Genomic DNA, 17,007 nt, shown 5'->3' with positions numbered 1-17,007 from the left:
ACGCTTGCAAGGAAGACGATGGATCAGCGCAAAGCGATTCTCTACGCATTGGCTGCAGTGTTGCTGTGGTCAACAGTGGCGACAGCATTTAAGTTGGCGCTGCGTTACCTCAGCCCGTTGCAATTACTCAGCATTGCAGCCCTTACCAGCCTATTAACCTTTGCAGTAATTCTGACTATACAGCAGCGCTGGCCCGAAGCCATCCGCTTAGGGCGCGCACGTGCTTGGTTCTATATTGGCCAAGGGTTTATAAATCCTGCCGCGTACTATTGGGTTCTTTTTGCGGCTTACAATCAGTTGCCAGCACAGCAAGCCCAGGCTATCAACTATACTTGGGCGATTACCATGTCGCTGTTAGCGGTGCCGTTTTTGAAGCAAACGCTAACAAAAAAAGAATTGCTGGCCATGTTACTGGCGTATATTGGGGTGTTTTTAATTGCCACCGGCGGTGCTTGGGACTTTAGCCAAACCAACTGGACCGGTATTGGCCTTGCTCTATTCAGTACCCTGCTGTGGGCAAGCTACTGGTTAATGAATACCAAAAATACAGATAAGCCCATACCGGCGTTGTTTTGGTGCTTTTTCTGGGGCAGCATTTGGTTAGTTCTATTTAATGGTGTTAACGCCTTGGTTTTTGACACACCAGCCAATTGGTCTATACCTTGGGCTGGGGTTTGGGCGGGTGTCTATGTGGGGCTGTTTGAAATGGGGCTCACCTTCTTTTTGTGGCTCACAGCCATGCGATTAGCCACAAAGACGGCTCAAATTTCTACCCTAATATTTTTGAGCCCGTTCATATCATTGATATTAATCTATTTTATACTTGGTGAAACCATTCAAGTAACCACACTGATAGGCTTATCATTGATTTGTGTTGGGCTTTATCGGCTAAGGGAATAAAAGTGAATAGTGGATTTACGGACATACTCTTACTGCTTGCGATAGCCGTAGTGCTGGTTTGGGCATTTCGAAAAATCAAACTGCCAGCTATCTTGGCGTACCTTGTTGCAGGCATTGTTGCCGGGCCGGATGTATTGGCTTGGATATCTGATCCTGACGAGTACCATTTTGTTGCCGAGCTCGGTGTGGTGTTGTTGCTATTTTCATTGGGCCTTGAATTCTCGCTACCTAAAATGATTGCCATGCGAGGCCAGGTATTTGGCCTTGGGGCAGGACAGGTTGTGCTGTGTACTGCACTATTCGCCGTTTTAGCTATTTTATTTGTTAACGACTGGACCACCGCGTTCATTGTTGGCTGTACTTTGGCACTTTCCTCAACGGCAGTCGTCATCAAACAACTTGGCGAGTCGTCGCAATTAACTTCAAAGAAGGGACAACTGACGGTTGCAGTGTTGTTGTTTCAAGATATTGCCGTAGTGCCCATGTTAATTATTATTCCGCTGCTCGCCTCAAATAGCGATATATCCATGTGGGAAAGTCTTGGCTATGCGCTACTAAAAGGCACCGGCGTTGTTATTGTGTTGATGGCCATTGGCAAATGGGTGTTACCGCATGTTTTTCGAGAAATAGCGAAGTTACGAACTGACGAGTTGTTTGTTTTGGCAACGTTATTGGTAGCTCTCGTTGCAGGGGGAATGACTCATTTATTTGGTTTATCGATGGCGCTCGGCGCGTTTTTGGCTGGAATGATGTTGGGCGAGAGCAAGTATAAGCACCAGTTGGAAGCGGATATTCGGCCATTTCGCGATATTCTGATGGGGCTATTTTTTATTACCGTAGGCATGCAGCTAGATTTTAATGTGTTTGTCGCGAACTTGCATTGGATTATCGCTATTGTAATTGCCGTGGGCCTTATCAAGCTGCTGGTGGTGCGCGCATTAGCTGGATTTATGAATGAGCGCAAAGAAGATGCATGGGGCGCCGGTTTAATGCTGTTCCAGATGGGGGAATTTGGCTTTGTTCTTGCATCGTTGGCGTTAAGTTTCCAGTTGTTAGACGCAAACGTCGCATCGATGCTTGTCGGGGTAGGTGTGTTTGGTATGGCGCTTACGCCGCTGGTTATCCAGCGATGCCGCAATGTCGTCGACTTCATCTTACGCAAACAGGAAGACGACGACGGCGTGGGGTTGCCGCAGCCTAACGATGAGCGCTCACGCGTACTCATTTTGGGTTTTGGTCGTGTTGGACAGACCGTTGCGCGCTTTCTAACCAACGAAGGAATTGATTATCTCGCTATCGATCATGACGCGAAACGTGTGCAAGAGGCTGTTGCGGGCGGCTCAAAGGTGTTTTTTGGTAATGCCGTACGGCGCGATATTCTGCGGGCCGTGCATGCCGATGAAGCTGAATTAATCATTATTAGTTTCGCCGACGATGAGCGAGCACTCGAAGTGCTAAAAGCAATTCGCCATATCAATGAGCATGCCGAGATTATCGTACGTAGTCGCGATGATATGCGGCTAAAAGCTATGATGGAAGCGGGAGCAACGCAGGTTGTGCCAGACACATTAGAAGCAAGTCTGATGTTGGTGTCCCAAATTTTAAGTCGTTCTGGCATTCCAATACGAAAAATCCTTTCGCGCCTCGATCAAGCCCGCCGATCACATTACGGTGAAATGCATGGATTTTACCCAGGTGAAACAACGGACATGAATCCGGAAAAACTTGATCGTTTACAATTTTTGCATGCAGTCGCACTGCCTCAAAATGCGTTTGCATGTGGTAAAAAGTTAATTGACCTCGCTCTGGACGATCTGAACTTACAGATCAAATCGGTACGCCGTGGCGACCAAGAGTTTACCGAAGTACATGGTGACTTTGCGTTGCAACACGATGATGTGGTGTTGCTTGCCGGTGGGCCAAGAGCGATTGAAGCTGGTGAGAGTTATTTGTTAAACGGTTGAGGTGTTTGTTTACAACTGCTAACACATTGTTACTAACGGATTACTATAGATTTCGTCATACTATAGGCTGAAAATTAATTTTTGCGAAAGACTCATTCATGGAACCGAGACGTCATGGCATTTAAAAAACGCGCTTTATTACCACCTCTTATTCTTCTTGTCGCTATCTTGTTATTGGTGGCGATGATTACCTTGCGCCCACAGCCTCCTGAGCGCTCCAATGAACGACCGCCAGTTCTTGTTGACGTGTTAGAAGTGCAACCTGAAACAGTGCGTTTTAAGGTATCAGGTCAGGGTAACGTGAAACCCAAACATATGACCAATCTAGTGACGCAGGTAAGTGGTCAAATCACCGAGGTTGCCGACAATTTTGTGAACGGGGGCTTTTTCAAAAAAGGTGATGTTTTATTACAAATTGATACCGCTGACTATCGTGTTGCACTGCAAACCGCCAAAGCTTCTTTAGCACAAGCGAAAGCTGCGCTCGCAGAAGAGAGTGCACGCGCTCAAGTAGCTAAAGAAGAATGGGAATCGCTGCAAATGGGCGAGATTCCTGCGTTGGGTATTCGTGAACCTCAAGTAGCAAGTGCGGTAGCCGCAGTACAGTCAGCGGAAGCTGCCGTTTCAAAAGCCGAGCGGGATCTTGAACGAACCACCATTCGTGCACCTTATGATGGTATTTTGCAGAACAAAAATGTCGATATTGGCCAATTTGTTTCAATGAATACTCAAGTTGGTTTGCTGTACGGTTCTGAAGTGGCTGAGGTTCGTGTGCCACTGAGCGATCGCGATCTTGCCTATATTGATTTACCTGAATCAGGCCATGAAGGCGCCTATCCACAGGTTATGTTGACCAGTGATGTTGCTGGAACTGCATATACCTGGCGCGGAAGTCTCGTGCGCAGTGAAGGTATCCTAGATAGTAATAGCCGCGTTATTTATGGCGTTGTGGAAGTGGAAGACCCTTACAACCAAGAGTCGGAGCTTCACCAAGTACCATTGCGCTTTGGTCGTTTTGTTCAGTTGGTTATTGATGGTATCGAAGCAGAACAAGTTTATCGCGTACCACGCTATGCATTATCGATTGACGACAAATTATGGGTTGTGGACGAAGAGCGTCGAATTCAGAAGCGTGACGTTGATGTTATGCGCGCTGAAGCCAACTACGTGATCATCAACGAAGGCCTAAATGCTGGCGATATCGTGGTGTTAACTCAGCTATCGAATGCGCTGCCAAGTATGAAGGTTCGTATTCCTGGTGACCCGATTATCGAGCAGCAAGAAACCTCAGATTCGGAAACCGCTGAAGTAACAGGAAGCAACTAATGAGCCAATACGATATCGATCCCAAAAAGGGCATCATTGCGTGGTGGGCAAATAATACTGTTGCTGCCAACCTGCTGATGGCGTTGATTATTATTACCGGTATTTTCATGACGGGGCAGGTGCGCAAGCAAATGTTCCCAGAGATTGAATTGAATATTATTAGTGTGCAAGTTCCTTTCCCAGGCGCTGCGCCACAAGAAGTTGAGCAAGGCGTCTTAGTTCGCATAGAAGATGCCATTGAAGATGTAAATGGTATCGAGCGCGTTACCTCAACGGCGCGAGAAGGGAATGGTTCCGTTTCCATTGAAGTAGAAAGTGGTTACGACGTGCAAGTAGTCATGGATGAAGTGAAAATGCTCATCGATGCTATCCCTAGCTTTCCGCAGCAGATTGAAAAGCCGAATATTTACCGTATACGCCCGCAACGACAAGTTATCTGGATTAGTATTTTTGGTGAACTCGAAGAAGGGCCGCAAAAAGAGCTCGCTAAAACGATTCGAGATGACCTTAAAAGCATTGGTGGTATTACCAAAGTTGAAGTGGTTGGAGCGCGCGATTACGAAATTTCAGTCGAAATTTCAGAAGCGGATTTACAACGTTACAATTTAACCTTCCAAGATATTGTCGCAGCAGTTCGAGGCACCTCGCTTGATGTTGCGGGTGGCTCAATCCGCACACCGAATGGTGATATTTTGCTGCGCGCAAATAACCAGGCTTATGTGGGTGACGAGTTTGAAAAAATAGTTCTGATTAACCGGCCTGATGGAACGCGTTTAACGCTTGGTGATATTGCTAAAGTGCAAGATGCATTTATTGAGCGTCGCCGCTTTACGCGCTTTGATGGCGCATCAGCAACCTTTGTTCGGGTTGATTCGGTTGGCGATCAGAATGATTTAAAAATAGCCGAAGTGGTTCGCAGCTACGTTGAACGTAAACAAAAAGAGCTGCCACCGCAGGTTGAGATAGCGCACTGGGGGGATTCATCCTACTACTTGAATGACCGCCTCGACTTGATGATTGACAACATGCTGTTCGGTGGTGCGTTGGTATTCATTATGCTGGCCTTGTTCCTGCAGTTACGCTTAGCATTTTGGGTCATGATTGGTATTCCGCTTTGTTTCTTAGGAACCATTGCGCTGATGCCATTACCAATGTTCGATATCTCGATTAATATGATTTCTTTGTTCGGCTTCATATTGGTACTGGGGATAGTGGTCGATGACGCCATCGTCATTGGCGAGAGCGCGTATTCAGAAATTGAAAAGAACGGAAAAACAGTTGATAACGTTGTTATTGGCGCCAAGAAAGTTGCTATGCCAGCCACGTTCGGGGTGTTGACGACCATGGTCGCCTTTATTCCAATGCTGATGGTTGAAGGTGGTATGGGGGCAATTTGGGAATCGATCGCTTGGGTTGTCATTCTGTGCTTGGCCTTTTCGTTGATTGAATCCAAATTTATTTTGCCGGCGCACATCGCCAAGATGAAGTTTTCAAAAGACGGGTTGCAGAAGCAAAACGGATTTCAGCGTGTTCGAAATAAGATATCTGGTGGCTTGCTGTACTTTGCAAAAACCTACTATCAGCCGTTTTTAAAGAAGTGTTTGCATTACCGGTATACAACGCTTGCCGCTTTTGTTGGCTTGTTCATTCTTGCTATCGGCTTGATCGCGGGCGGTACCGTGCGTTGGGTTTTCTTCCCCAATATTCCAAGTGACTTTATTCAGGCGCGCGTTGAGATGCAGCCGGGTGCTTCAGAAGAATCAACCATTCGCACGTTACAGCGTATTGAAGAGTCGTTGATGAACGTTGATGCTGAAGCGGAAACTGACAATGGCGATAATATTGTTAAACACACCAATATTTGGATGAACGGTACCACCAGCGGAACAGTTTTTGCTGAATTAGAAAAAGGTGAAAACAGAAACTTGGATGGTTTCGCCATAATTAATAATTGGCGTGAAACAACGCCGGATATGGCTGGTGTTAAGGCGCTGAACTTCCAAGGTAGCATCGGCGGTGGTGGCGGTTTTGACGTCGAATTTCAACTCACCGGTGATAACCTCGAAGAACTTGCTGCTGCAGCAACCATACTGAAGCAAGACTTAGGGCAATTCGATGGTGTGTTTGACATTGAAGACACCTTTGGCGAAGGGAATGATGAAATTATTCTTGAGCTAAAACCGCTAGCAACCGCAATGGGTATCACCTTACAAGAGCTAGCGAATCAAGTCCGCTATGCGTTTTATGGTGCCGAGGCACAGCGTCTTCAGCGTGATGATGAAGAAGTGAAGGTCATGGTTCGTTATCCGTTACCGGAGCGTCAGTCTGTTGGTAACCTCGAAGACATGAAATTACGCACGGCTGATGGTTCATTGATTCCATTTACCGAGCTAGCCGATATACGTTTTGCGAAAGGCTATAACACCATTACCCGTATCAATCGCGAACGTTCGGTTAACGTTCGGGCGCGCGTCGATAAGGACAAAGTGCAACCATTTGATATTGTACGCCAGGTTCGCGAGGACAAAATTCAGCCTATTTTAGATCGCTATCCTTCAGTTGGCTTCCAGCTTGAAGGTGCATCACAAGATGAAGCTGAAGCAACAAACTCACTCGCAATAGGGTTCTTATTAGCGCTGTTTGCGATTTACGCATTGATGGCAATTCCATTGAAATCATACAGTCAGCCACTCATCATCATGTCGGTTATTCCATTCGGTATGATTGGGGCTGTAGTTGGCCACTGGGTTTTAGGCATGCCGATATCGATTTTAAGTTTATTCGGTATTATTGCCTTGGCGGGGGTTGTGGTTAACGACTCACTGGTTATGGTGGACTACGTCAACCGAGCCCGTTCTGAAGGCGAAAGCTTACGTAAAGCGGTTGCCGAGGCTGGGGTCGCACGTTTTAGGGCGATTATACTTACGTCATTAACCACGTTCTTTGGCTTGTTGCCGATAGTGTTAGAAAAGAGCCTACAAGCCAAAATCGTTATTCCAATGGCGATTTCTTTGGCATTCGGTATTTTGTTCGCAACAGTTATCACATTATTGCTGGTGCCGTGCTTGTACCTGATACTTAACGATACCCGTCGTGGTATGAAAACTATGTTGAGTTGGTATGGTCTCGCCAAGCCGCCTGAACCGAAATCAGAACAACACAATTCCGTCACATAATGTTAAACTATTGACCTTAAACTAATATGAGCTAGCAGCAATTGTGCTGCTAGCCTTGTATGCATAGGAAGGTCATGCATGAATTTGGCGCTCATCGACATTGTCGCATTAGTGTTTTTCGTTACTGTGTGGGTCACCTACACACAGTTTGCTCGAATCCGAGCCCGTTCTACCTATAGTTTATCCCATATTTTGCGCCAACTTCGTATCGACTGGATGCGTACGTTAACGCGCAAAGAACACCAAATTGCTGATGCTGCTCTATTAGGCAATGTGGAGCGAACGGTAACCTTCTTCGCATCGTCAACCGTACTGGTATTAGCCGGTGTACTAACGCTGTTGGCGTCAGCCGATAAAGTTGTGGAAGTACTGCGCTCTATTCCTTATACAGCCGATACATCGCCTGACAAAGTGCAGTTTAAGCTGGCAGTGTTGGCCTTAATGTTTGTTTTTGCTTTTTTTAAGTTCACTTGGTCTATTCGTCAGTTTGGCTTTGTTTCAGTGCTTATGGGTGCTGCACCGCAATACCGGTCAACTGACTTTGATGATGAGCAACGCGAAGTGTTCGCGCGGCAAACGGCCAAAGTAATCGATCAAGCAGGGCATGAGTACAATAACGGTTTGCGCGCTTACTATTTTGCCTTGGCCTTTTTCTGTTGGTTCATTCATCCGTATCTATTCATTTGCTCCACCGCAATTGTGGTTCTTGTGCTGTATCGCCGTGAATACCGCTCAAAGGTTTTACGTGCATTGCTTGCCACAAAAGGGTGGGAGCCAGGTCCAATTAAAGAAAACGGAGATTCGCAGTGACACTTGATGTATTGAAGTGGACAATCGCCACATATTTTAACAAGTTAGGTCAGCAACTTAACGATCTGCCACACCCCTTAGGCCCTTATCAAGGAGAGTCACTCATAGGCACTCAGCAAGCAGTTGTTGGGGGGCATGCGGAGTTTTGGGATGCCGGTGTTGTGGTGATTGAGCCGGACGAACCACAGGGCAAGGACGTGATTATTTCCTGTGCTGTGCATGGTGATGAGACCGCGCCGATTGAGATGGTCCGCGACATGTTGCATGATATTTTTTCGGGCGAATTGCAGGTTAAACAGCGCACGTTATTTCTTATTGCAAACCCCGCAGCCATTGTAAATGGCACCCGTTTTGTCGATATAAATATGAATCGGTTGTTTAGCGGAGCGCACCGCGAAGGCGCTACGCCAGAGCATCAACGCGCTGAAAAACTCGAGCAGTACATAACTCAGTTTTATAAGCAAAAGCAACGATTCCATTATGACCTTCATACGGCGATTCGTGATTCTGTCCATGAAAAGTTTGCGGTTTACCCATTTACCCATGGTGCGCCATATAAAAAAGAGCAACTCACCTTTTTGGCACAAAGTGGTATCGACACTATTTTGTTGAATCAAGCTCCGACGACAACATTTAGTTATTACAGTGCTCGTGAGCACAATGCCGATGCGTTTACCGTTGAGTTAGGAAAGGTTCACCCGTTTGGCGAAAATGATATGACACGATTTGCAGCTGCTGATGCTATGTTCCGTAAACTTATCAGTACAAATGAACTTGAACTGCCAGCATTTAACGGGGCGCGCCATCACGTGTACGATGTATGTCGCACCATTGATCGGACTCAGCAAAACTTTCGTTTAAACTTCCCGGACGATGTTGCGAACTTTACGGAGTTTGAGCAAGGTTACCTGCTAGCAACCGATGGTGACACCGAATACAGGGTTGAACAGGCGGGCGAGCGAATTATATTTCCAAACGCAGATGTGGCAATTGGGCAACGTGCTTTGTTAACTGTTGTTCCGGTGCCTATCGATAAATTAGAACTGGTCTGATTTTGTGTTTTTATGATGCACGCTGTTTGCATGTCAGTTGACGTGAAGGTAAAGTGTGCGCAATTTTTCTTAGAACGAGAAAGTTATGGCGAAAGATAAACAACATCAGTTGGACATCGTGACCAAACCGGAGTTTTTAGACGGTTCGGCGTTGAAAATTCCAATGTTCCAAATCCTCGCAGAGGATGGCACGATTCGTAAAGGCGCTGAAGCTCCAGCAATGGACAAAGAGTTAGCGTTAAAAATTTTCGACACGATGCAATTTATCCGCATTCTTGACGAGCGCATGATTGCAGCGCAACGCCAAGGGCGTATTAGCTTCTATTTGTCTTCACTCGGTGAAGAAGCTGCGAGCATTGGCTCTGCAGCGGCACTTGATGATGGCGACATGATCATGGGCCAATATCGTGAACAGGGTGCGTTGGCATTCCGTGGTTTTACGGTTGAGCAGTTCATGAACCAGTTGTTCTCGAATGAGCGCGACCTGGGTAAAGGCCGTCAGATGCCTGTGCACTACGGTTGTGCAGACTTAAACTTCATGACCATTGCGTCACCATTGGCAACGCAAATTCCACAAGCAACTGGCTACGCATATGGCCAGAAAATGGAAAAGTCAGGTAAGTGCACCATTTGTTATTTCGGTGAAGGCGCCGCCTCAGAGGGCGACTTCCACGCGGCCTTAAACATGGCCGCTGTTTATAAGGTTCCAGCAATATTCTTCTGCCGTAATAACGGCTATGCAATCTCTACGCCTTCGCAAGGCGAGCAATATGCTGGTGACGGCATTGCTCCGCGCGGTGTTGCCTATGGCATGAAAACGATTCGTGTTGATGGCAACGACTTATTTGCGGTTTATCAAGCGACATTGTTGGCGCGTAAACTGGCTGTTGAAGAGAATGAACCAGTGCTTATTGAAGGCATGAGCTACCGTATGGCAGGGCATTCTACGTCAGACGATCCAACCGGGTACCGTACCCGCGAAGAAGAAGATGCGTGGCGTGCAAAAGATCCTGTTGTTCGCTTCCAAAAGTGGTTGCAAAAGCAAGAGTGGATCACGGAAGAGCAAGCCCAAGAAAATTACGACAGTAAAAAAGCAGCCGTATTGGCAGCTTTGAAGTCAGCTGAAACGGTTCCGGTGCCGCATATTGATGAAATTATCAATGACGTGTACGACACGCCTCCGAAACACCTCAAGCAACAACTTGAGGCGCTTAAAGCGCATATTCGCAAATATCCGGATGCTTATCCGAAAACAGCGTCGCGTATTGACGGAGGTGAGAAGTAATGGCCAAGATGAACCTGTTACAAGCCATCAACAATGCACTTGATATTGCGATGGCGAAGAGTGAAAAAGTTTACAGCTTTGGTGAAGATACCGGTTCCTTTGGTGGTGTGTTTCGCGCTACGTCAGGGTTGACCGAAAAGTATGGCCGCCATCGTAACTTCAATACCCCGTTGGTTGAGCAAGGTATTATCGGCTTTGCCAATGGTTTGGCTTCGCAAGGTAGCTACGCAATTGCTGAAATTCAATTCGGTGATTATATCTTCCCGGCGTTTGATCAAATCGTAAATGAGTCAGCAAAATTCCGTTATCGCTCAGGTAACGAGTTTAACGTGGGTGGATTGACGATTCGTACGCCATACGGCGGCGGCATAGCCGGTGGTCACTACCATTCGCAGTCGCCAGAAGCTTATTTTGCGCATACGCCAGGCTTAAAAATTGTCATGCCGCGTAACCCATACATGGCGAAAGGTTTATTGCTCAGCGCAATTTTTGATAAAAACCCAGTGCTATTTATGGAACCTAAACGCCTTTACCGTGCGTCGGTTGGCGAAGTTCCTGAAGAAGAATACACGCTAGAACTTGGTAAAGCCGACATCGTTAAAGAAGGTAAAGATATTACCTTACTGGCATGGGGTGCACAGGTGGAAATGGCCGAGAAGGCAGCAGAACTTGCCGCCAAAGATGGCATTGATTGCGAAATTATCGACTTAGTCAGTATTTTACCGTGGGACGTTGAAACCGTTGCTGCATCTGTTCGTAAAACAGGGCGTTTAGTTGTCACGCAAGAAGCGCCAATTACTGCCGGTTTTGCCAGCGAAGTGGCCTCAACAATTCAAGAAGAGTGCTTCTTGTACCTTGAGTCTCCGATAGCTCGGGTGTGCGGCTTAGATACGCCGTATCCACTAAGTCACGAAAAAGAATACTTTGTTGATCACCTGAAAGTTTACGAAGCGATTAAAGCTTCGATGACCTATTAAGAGGCCCATGACATGAGTAAAGATTTTATCTTACCAGACATCGGCGAAGGTATTGTCGAATGCGAAATCGTCGAGTGGTTGGTCAAAGAAGGCGACACCATTAAGGAAGATCAGGCCGTAGTTGATGTCATGACCGACAAAGCGTTGGTGCAGATTCCAGCCAAAGAAGATGGTGTTGTTGCCAAGTTGTACTATGCAAAAGGCGACATTGCCAAAGTTCATGAGCCACTATTTGCGATTGATTCTGGCAGTGAAGACGCTGGTACAGCGGCATCTGAAGTTGCGAAAGAAACTGCGAAAAAAGAGCAACCAGAAGCTAACGCCGAAACCTCTGGTTCAACTGTTACTGACTTTATTCTGCCAGATATTGGCGAGGGTATTGTTGAATGTGAAATTGTTGAATGGCAGGTTAAAGAAGGCGACACCATTGAGGAAGATCAGGCGGTTGTTGATGTGATGACCGACAAAGCGTTGGTTCAAATTCCCGCCAAAGAAACCGGTGTGGTTGAAAAGCTTTATTACAAGCAAGGCGACATCGCCAAAGTACATGAGCCTTTGTTTGCGGTTCGAGTAGCAGGTGGCTCTGATGCAGCAGCATCTTCTTCACCATCAGCGGCGAAATCGGACTCAACCGAAGCGTCAACACAAAAACCGGCAGCAGGCTCGACAGAAGCACCTGAACCTGCGCGCCAGGGTAAGGCCATTGCGAGCCCTGCAGTGCGTCGCCGTGCGCGTGAATTGGACGTTGATTTGAGCAAGGTAGCCGGATCTGGAGCCAAAGGTCGCGTCATGAAAGAAGACGTTGAAGCTTTTGCCAGTGGCGACCAATCAAGTGAAACCGCAACACGTGCCGCCGAGTCATCGGCTGCGTCAAGCACCACGCGTGCAACGGGCAATACCCGTGTCGAACCGATTCGTGGCGTGAAAGCAGCCATGGCGAAGCAAATGATGAAGTCGGTAAGCACTATTCCGCACTTTACTTATGCTGACGAATTTGACTTAACCAACGTGATTGCGCTGCAGAAGCAATTGAAAGAGCGCTACGCCGATAAGGGCGTTCGTATAACCATGATGCCGTTCTTTATTAAGGCGTTATCGTTAGCACTAAAAGAATTCCCTGTTATGAACGCGCAGGTTAATGATGATTGCACCGAAATCACTTACTTTGATGACCACAATATTGGTATGGCCGTTGATACCAAGATTGGATTGTTGGTGCCCAATATAAAACAGGTACAAAACAAGAGTATCATTGAGGTTGCGCAGGAAGTGACGCGTTTAACACAAGCAGCTCGTGAAGGTCGTGTTGCCCAGGAAGATATGAAGGGTGGAACAATTTCCATCTCAAATATCGGTGTTATTGGTGGAACGGTTGCTACGCCGATTATCAACAAACCGGAAGCGGCGATAGTTGCACTGGGCAAAGTGCAGGAATTACCGCGCTTTGATGCGCAGGGTAATGTGGTAGCGCGGAAAATCATGACGGCAAGTTGGTCGGGCGATCATCGCATCATTGATGGTGGAACCATTGCTCGCTTTAATAAACTGTGGCAAGAGTTTTTGGAAGATCCAACCAGCATGTTAGTGCATATGAGTTAATTTTAGGTAGCTCGTTAATCGTAGAAAAAGGTCAGCATTGCTGACCTTTTTTTATGTTTTTATTGAATATATTTACTTAAGACTTGCGTCTTATTGTCGATAATTGAATACTGGTTAAAATATTAAGACAGGTAACACATGGATTTTCCGGATTCAATCAAACAGCAAACTTGTATGGACTGCCTCAGTGGCCAGTCACTTGGTTTTGAAATTCGTATGGCGTTCCAACCCATTGTTGATTGGGACAAAAAGCGGGTCATCTCATATGAAGCTTTAGTTCGCGGACCGGAAGGAGAGGGCGCGGGTTGGGTGTTTGAGCGTATCAACGAGGATAATCGTTATTACTTTGACCAAGCGTGTCGGGTTAAGGCCATTGAAACGGCGGCCCGCTTAGGCTGTGATACGTATTTAAACATCAACTTCTTACCCAATGCTGTTTATAATCCTGAAACCTGTATTAAAGCGACTATTGAAGCGGCTGATTTGTATCATTTTGACATGACCAAGTTAATATTCGAGGTCACTGAAAGCGAACAAATACTGGACAAAAACCATTTACAGGACATTTTTAGCAGTTACTCCAAACGTGGCTTCAAAACAGCTATTGATGATTACGGTTCTGGTTTTGCCAGGCTTGACTGGCTAACGGATTTGAGGCCAGACATCTTGAAACTCGACATGGAACTGGTTCGTGATATTGAACTGCATCCAGCGAAGCAAGATGTTATTGTCGAAGTCATGCAGCAGTGTCATTTGCAAGGCACTCAAGTGCTCGCTGAAGGCGTGGAAACGAAAGAAGAACTTAAGTGTTTACGGGGTCTTGGTTTAAACTTATTCCAAGGCTATTATTTTGCCAAGCCAGAGCTCGAGGCGTTAGCTGCAGTACCCTTTGAGAAACTTCTAGCTGAATGTGACTAACCTATAATTACAACAATATGGCAGTGACTAGCACATTAACTTGGTTTAAATGGCCTACTTCAGCGTATGCAGTTTTTGCGTTCTATTGCCTATTTTTTTATCCTACGTCGTTTGCACAAAACGTAAACGACATACTCGCTCGACCCATCCCAGAAAAACCTTTGAACGAATATGCGTTGCGCTCATGGACGACGCGCGATGGCTTGCCACATAACTCGGTAAATCGTATTACCCAATCTGAAGAAGGGTATTTATGGCTGGCGACCTGGGAAGGACCGGTGCGTTACAACGGCCGTGATTTCACTGTCTTTGACGATATCGATGTAACCAAAATGCCTGAGGCCGGAGCACTTGATATTACCATCAATTCGAACACTAACGAAATCATTGTAGCGGGCCCACGTGGTGGCTTGGTGGTATTTGACGGCGATACATGGAAGCCTTATAAGGTTGGTTCGGCGTATGTTTTTGAAACCGTGATTGATAGCAATAATCAAATGTGGACGGCGACTGGAGCGGGAGTTTATCGCGTCAGCGCTGATGGTAATCACCGGCATTATACGGTCGCTGATGGCTTACCCGATGTTGCAGCGTTTCGCCTGTATCGTTCAGAGCAAACCGAGCATCGTGCGGCTACAATTTGGGTCGGCACCCGTGAAGGTTTAGCGTATTGGGATGCAGAAACTGATCGGTTTATTCAAGAGCAATCTATTCCAAGCTCGCAGGTACGCGCCATAAGAATGATTTCGAATGGCGTGATGCTCGTTGCAAGTGATGATGGCTTATTCTATCGACGCCCGTTGGAACATGAATTCAAGGTGTGGCCGCAACCTGTTCGTGGCCCGATTACCGAAATCAAAGAGGGCTCGGACGGGTGTTTATGGGTGGGAACCTTTGAATACGGTTTAGGGCGTATTTGTAATACGACGCAAGAATGGATAAGCCTTCAGGACGGTCTGCCTAATTCACACGTATTGGATATCTTTCGCGATCGCGAAGACAATATTTGGGTATCGACACATGGTGGCTTTGCTCAGTTAAGAAAAGCACTATTTACCAGCTTTACGCCAAATCACGGATTACACGGCGCGTATGTGCGGTCCGTTAATGCAGATGCTGAAGGCAATATTTGGGTAGGCACAAATGATGGGCTAAGCCGACAAACAGTAAATGGCTTTGAACCTGTAAACGGTCACCCAGTGTTAGAGGCGCTTTCGGTATTAAGTATTGTACCTGCAAGTACGAACCCGTCTGTTGTTTACGTAGGCTCGTATACAGAAGGCCTTCTGCAGCTTACGGACGGTCAGGTGACGGCTCAGTTAAATCGTAAGAATGGCTTAATGAGTAACGAAATACGTGTTGTTAAGCCATTAGCAAATAGCCCCTACATTCTGGTGGGTACCCCTGACGGGCTTTTCGTTGCAGAAGAAGCGGAAAATTCGTTGCGGGTGGTAAAACGCTACACCAAGGCCGATGGTATGGCGTCCGATTTTGTGACATCAATCACCGAAGACAGCGACGGTGGATTATGGGTAGGCTCAACCAATGCCCTAAGCTACTTTTCACCGTTAGAGGGCGACGCCAGTTGGCAGCCAGAAGTTATTGAGCTGGCATTGTTTACCGATGCGAGAAACATTTTTGCAGGGACTTTTCATGCCAACCGAATATGGTTGGCAACCGCTCATGGCGTGATTACGCGCTCGATGGAACAGGACGATTGGCGTTGGTTGTCCCGCGACCAGGGCATACCCTTTGATAAACATTTTACGATCGACTTCGATGCTGAAAACAATCTCTGGTTGGGCGGGTCTCGCGGTGTATTACGTGTATCCCATGGTGAGTTAAGTGCTTGGTTAAACCAAGAACGAGAAGTCGTCGACTATAAATTATTTACTGAAGCTGATGGTATGGTGAGTAGACAGCTAACCACGGGTGGCCCTGCCTCCACGATCGATAGCAACGGTCACATCTGGTTTGCATCGGCAATGGGAGCCATTAAAGTAAACCCTGAGTTGGTTGAAGAGCACACGGTTGAATCGCCTGCAGCTGTTATAGAGTCGGTAAGTTCCGACACCGGGAAGCTAGCTTGGAATGACACGCTTGCTCCAGGGAATACCCGTATAGGCTTCCAATATGTAGGCTTGGGGTATCACATGCCTGAGCATATTGAATATCAGGTGCGAATGATCGGCTTTGATCAGCGCTGGATTGACCGCGGAGATACGCTACAAACAGAATATACGGCGCTACCGCCAGGGCAATACACTTTTTCGGTGCGCACCCGTTATCCTGGCGGTGACTGGTCGGCCGCAACCGATTTTAAATTTACTAAAGCTGCCTATTTTTACCAAAAACCTTGGTTCTGGTTTATATCAGTTCTGGTTTTACTCACCTTAACCAGCACAGCGGTGCATATTCGTATTCGCAGCTTAAAGAAAGCACGAGCACGACTACAAGCAATGGTGCGTGAACAAACCAAGGAATTGGAAGCATTGGCTTTGCAGGATTCATTAACAGGTTTAGCCAACCGGCGCGCTTTTGATCAGGAACTTGCACGTGAGGTGCAAAATAGCGCACGCCACGATACCCCGTTAACTATCGCTTTGCTTGATTTGGACTTTTTCAAACAAATTAACGATCGTTTCTTGCATGCTGGCGGGGATATTATTTTGAAGCAAGTGGCTTCCTTCATTGCAGATTCTGTGCGTGAAGTTGACCATGTTGCACGGTGGGGCGGTGAGGAGTTTGCAATTATCTTCCCGCAAACCGCGATGGAAGAAGCGAGTCAAGTGGTTGAACGTATTCGCCTGGGAATTGAGGCCATGCGTTTTGATAAAGTGGACACTAAAGCACGGGTCACGGTTAGCATCGGCATAACGGCATTGTTACCGAATATAAGTGCAGCCCAACTACTTAAGCAGGCCGATCGTGCCCTTTATGAAGCGAAAAGTAAGGGCCGTAACCGTATTGTTCGTGGTTACGGCGAGGGTTGAGTGCTGA

Annotated in this window: 11 protein-coding genes; all 11 read left to right on the top strand. The window is 46.8% G+C overall.

The genetic code is table 11. The features are described from left to right. Positions 1–18: 18 nt before the first annotated feature. The 11 genes from ACN0UN_RS04765 to ACN0UN_RS04715 all read left to right on the top strand — a co-directional run bounded on the left by ACN0UN_RS04765 (position 19) and on the right by ACN0UN_RS04715 (position 17,000). Positions 19–900: a DMT family transporter gene (locus ACN0UN_RS04765; RefSeq protein ID WP_417658965.1), complete on the top strand. Its 882-nt coding sequence runs from the start codon at positions 19–21 to the stop codon at positions 898–900. A gap of 2 nt (positions 901–902) precedes the next feature. Continuing rightward, complete coding sequence (locus ACN0UN_RS04760; protein WP_417658964.1) at positions 903–2,864, top strand: monovalent cation:proton antiporter-2 (CPA2) family protein; 1,962 nt, start codon at positions 903–905, stop codon at positions 2,862–2,864. A gap of 114 nt (positions 2,865–2,978) precedes the next feature. Next, the gene (locus ACN0UN_RS04755; RefSeq protein ID WP_417658963.1) at positions 2,979–4,190 is read left to right on the top strand and encodes an efflux RND transporter periplasmic adaptor subunit; all 1,212 of its coding nucleotides are present in this window, start codon (positions 2,979–2,981) and stop codon (positions 4,188–4,190) included. Beyond that, positions 4,190–7,366 carry an efflux RND transporter permease subunit gene (locus ACN0UN_RS04750; protein ID WP_417658962.1) on the top strand — a complete coding sequence of 1,059 codons (3,177 nt, stop codon included), beginning with the start codon at positions 4,190–4,192 and terminating at the stop codon, positions 7,364–7,366. Before ACN0UN_RS04755 ends, ACN0UN_RS04750 begins: the two co-directional genes overlap by 1 nt. Positions 7,367–7,444: 78 nt before the next feature. Continuing rightward, positions 7,445–8,176 (top strand): DUF599 domain-containing protein, encoded by a 732-nt coding sequence (locus ACN0UN_RS04745; protein WP_417658961.1) that lies wholly within the window; start codon positions 7,445–7,447, stop codon positions 8,174–8,176. Beyond that, the gene (astE, locus tag ACN0UN_RS04740) at positions 8,173–9,228 is read left to right on the top strand and encodes a succinylglutamate desuccinylase (RefSeq protein WP_417658960.1); all 1,056 of its coding nucleotides are present in this window, start codon (positions 8,173–8,175) and stop codon (positions 9,226–9,228) included. Before ACN0UN_RS04745 ends, astE begins: the two co-directional genes overlap by 4 nt. 85 nt (positions 9,229–9,313) lie before the next feature. Beyond that, on the top strand, positions 9,314–10,513 hold the full coding sequence (locus ACN0UN_RS04735; RefSeq protein WP_417658959.1) for a thiamine pyrophosphate-dependent dehydrogenase E1 component subunit alpha: 1,200 nt from the start codon (positions 9,314–9,316) through the stop codon (positions 10,511–10,513). Continuing rightward, positions 10,513–11,490, top strand: a complete 978-nt coding sequence (locus ACN0UN_RS04730) for an alpha-ketoacid dehydrogenase subunit beta (RefSeq protein WP_417658958.1) — start codon at positions 10,513–10,515, stop codon at positions 11,488–11,490. Before ACN0UN_RS04735 ends, ACN0UN_RS04730 begins: the two co-directional genes overlap by 1 nt. A 12-nt stretch (positions 11,491–11,502) precedes the next feature. Further along, positions 11,503–13,089 carry a dihydrolipoyllysine-residue acetyltransferase gene (locus ACN0UN_RS04725; RefSeq protein ID WP_417658957.1) on the top strand — a complete coding sequence of 529 codons (1,587 nt, stop codon included), beginning with the start codon at positions 11,503–11,505 and terminating at the stop codon, positions 13,087–13,089. Positions 13,090–13,227: 138 nt separating this feature from the next. Further along, the gene (locus tag ACN0UN_RS04720) at positions 13,228–14,007 is read left to right on the top strand and encodes an EAL domain-containing protein (protein WP_417658956.1); all 780 of its coding nucleotides are present in this window, start codon (positions 13,228–13,230) and stop codon (positions 14,005–14,007) included. Between the two features lie 176 nt (positions 14,008–14,183). Continuing rightward, a complete protein-coding gene (locus tag ACN0UN_RS04715) occupies positions 14,184–17,000 on the top strand; it encodes a diguanylate cyclase (RefSeq protein ID WP_417658955.1) in 2,817 nt (938 codons plus the stop codon). The last annotated feature ends 7 nt before the right edge of the window (positions 17,001–17,007 follow it).

It is taken from the genome of Pseudidiomarina sp. (assembly GCF_048267825.1).
GTDB lineage: Bacteria > Pseudomonadota > Gammaproteobacteria > Enterobacterales > Alteromonadaceae > Pseudidiomarina.
Note: the sequence above shows the minus strand (reverse complement) of the source record. Positions and strands in the feature narration are given on the sequence as shown.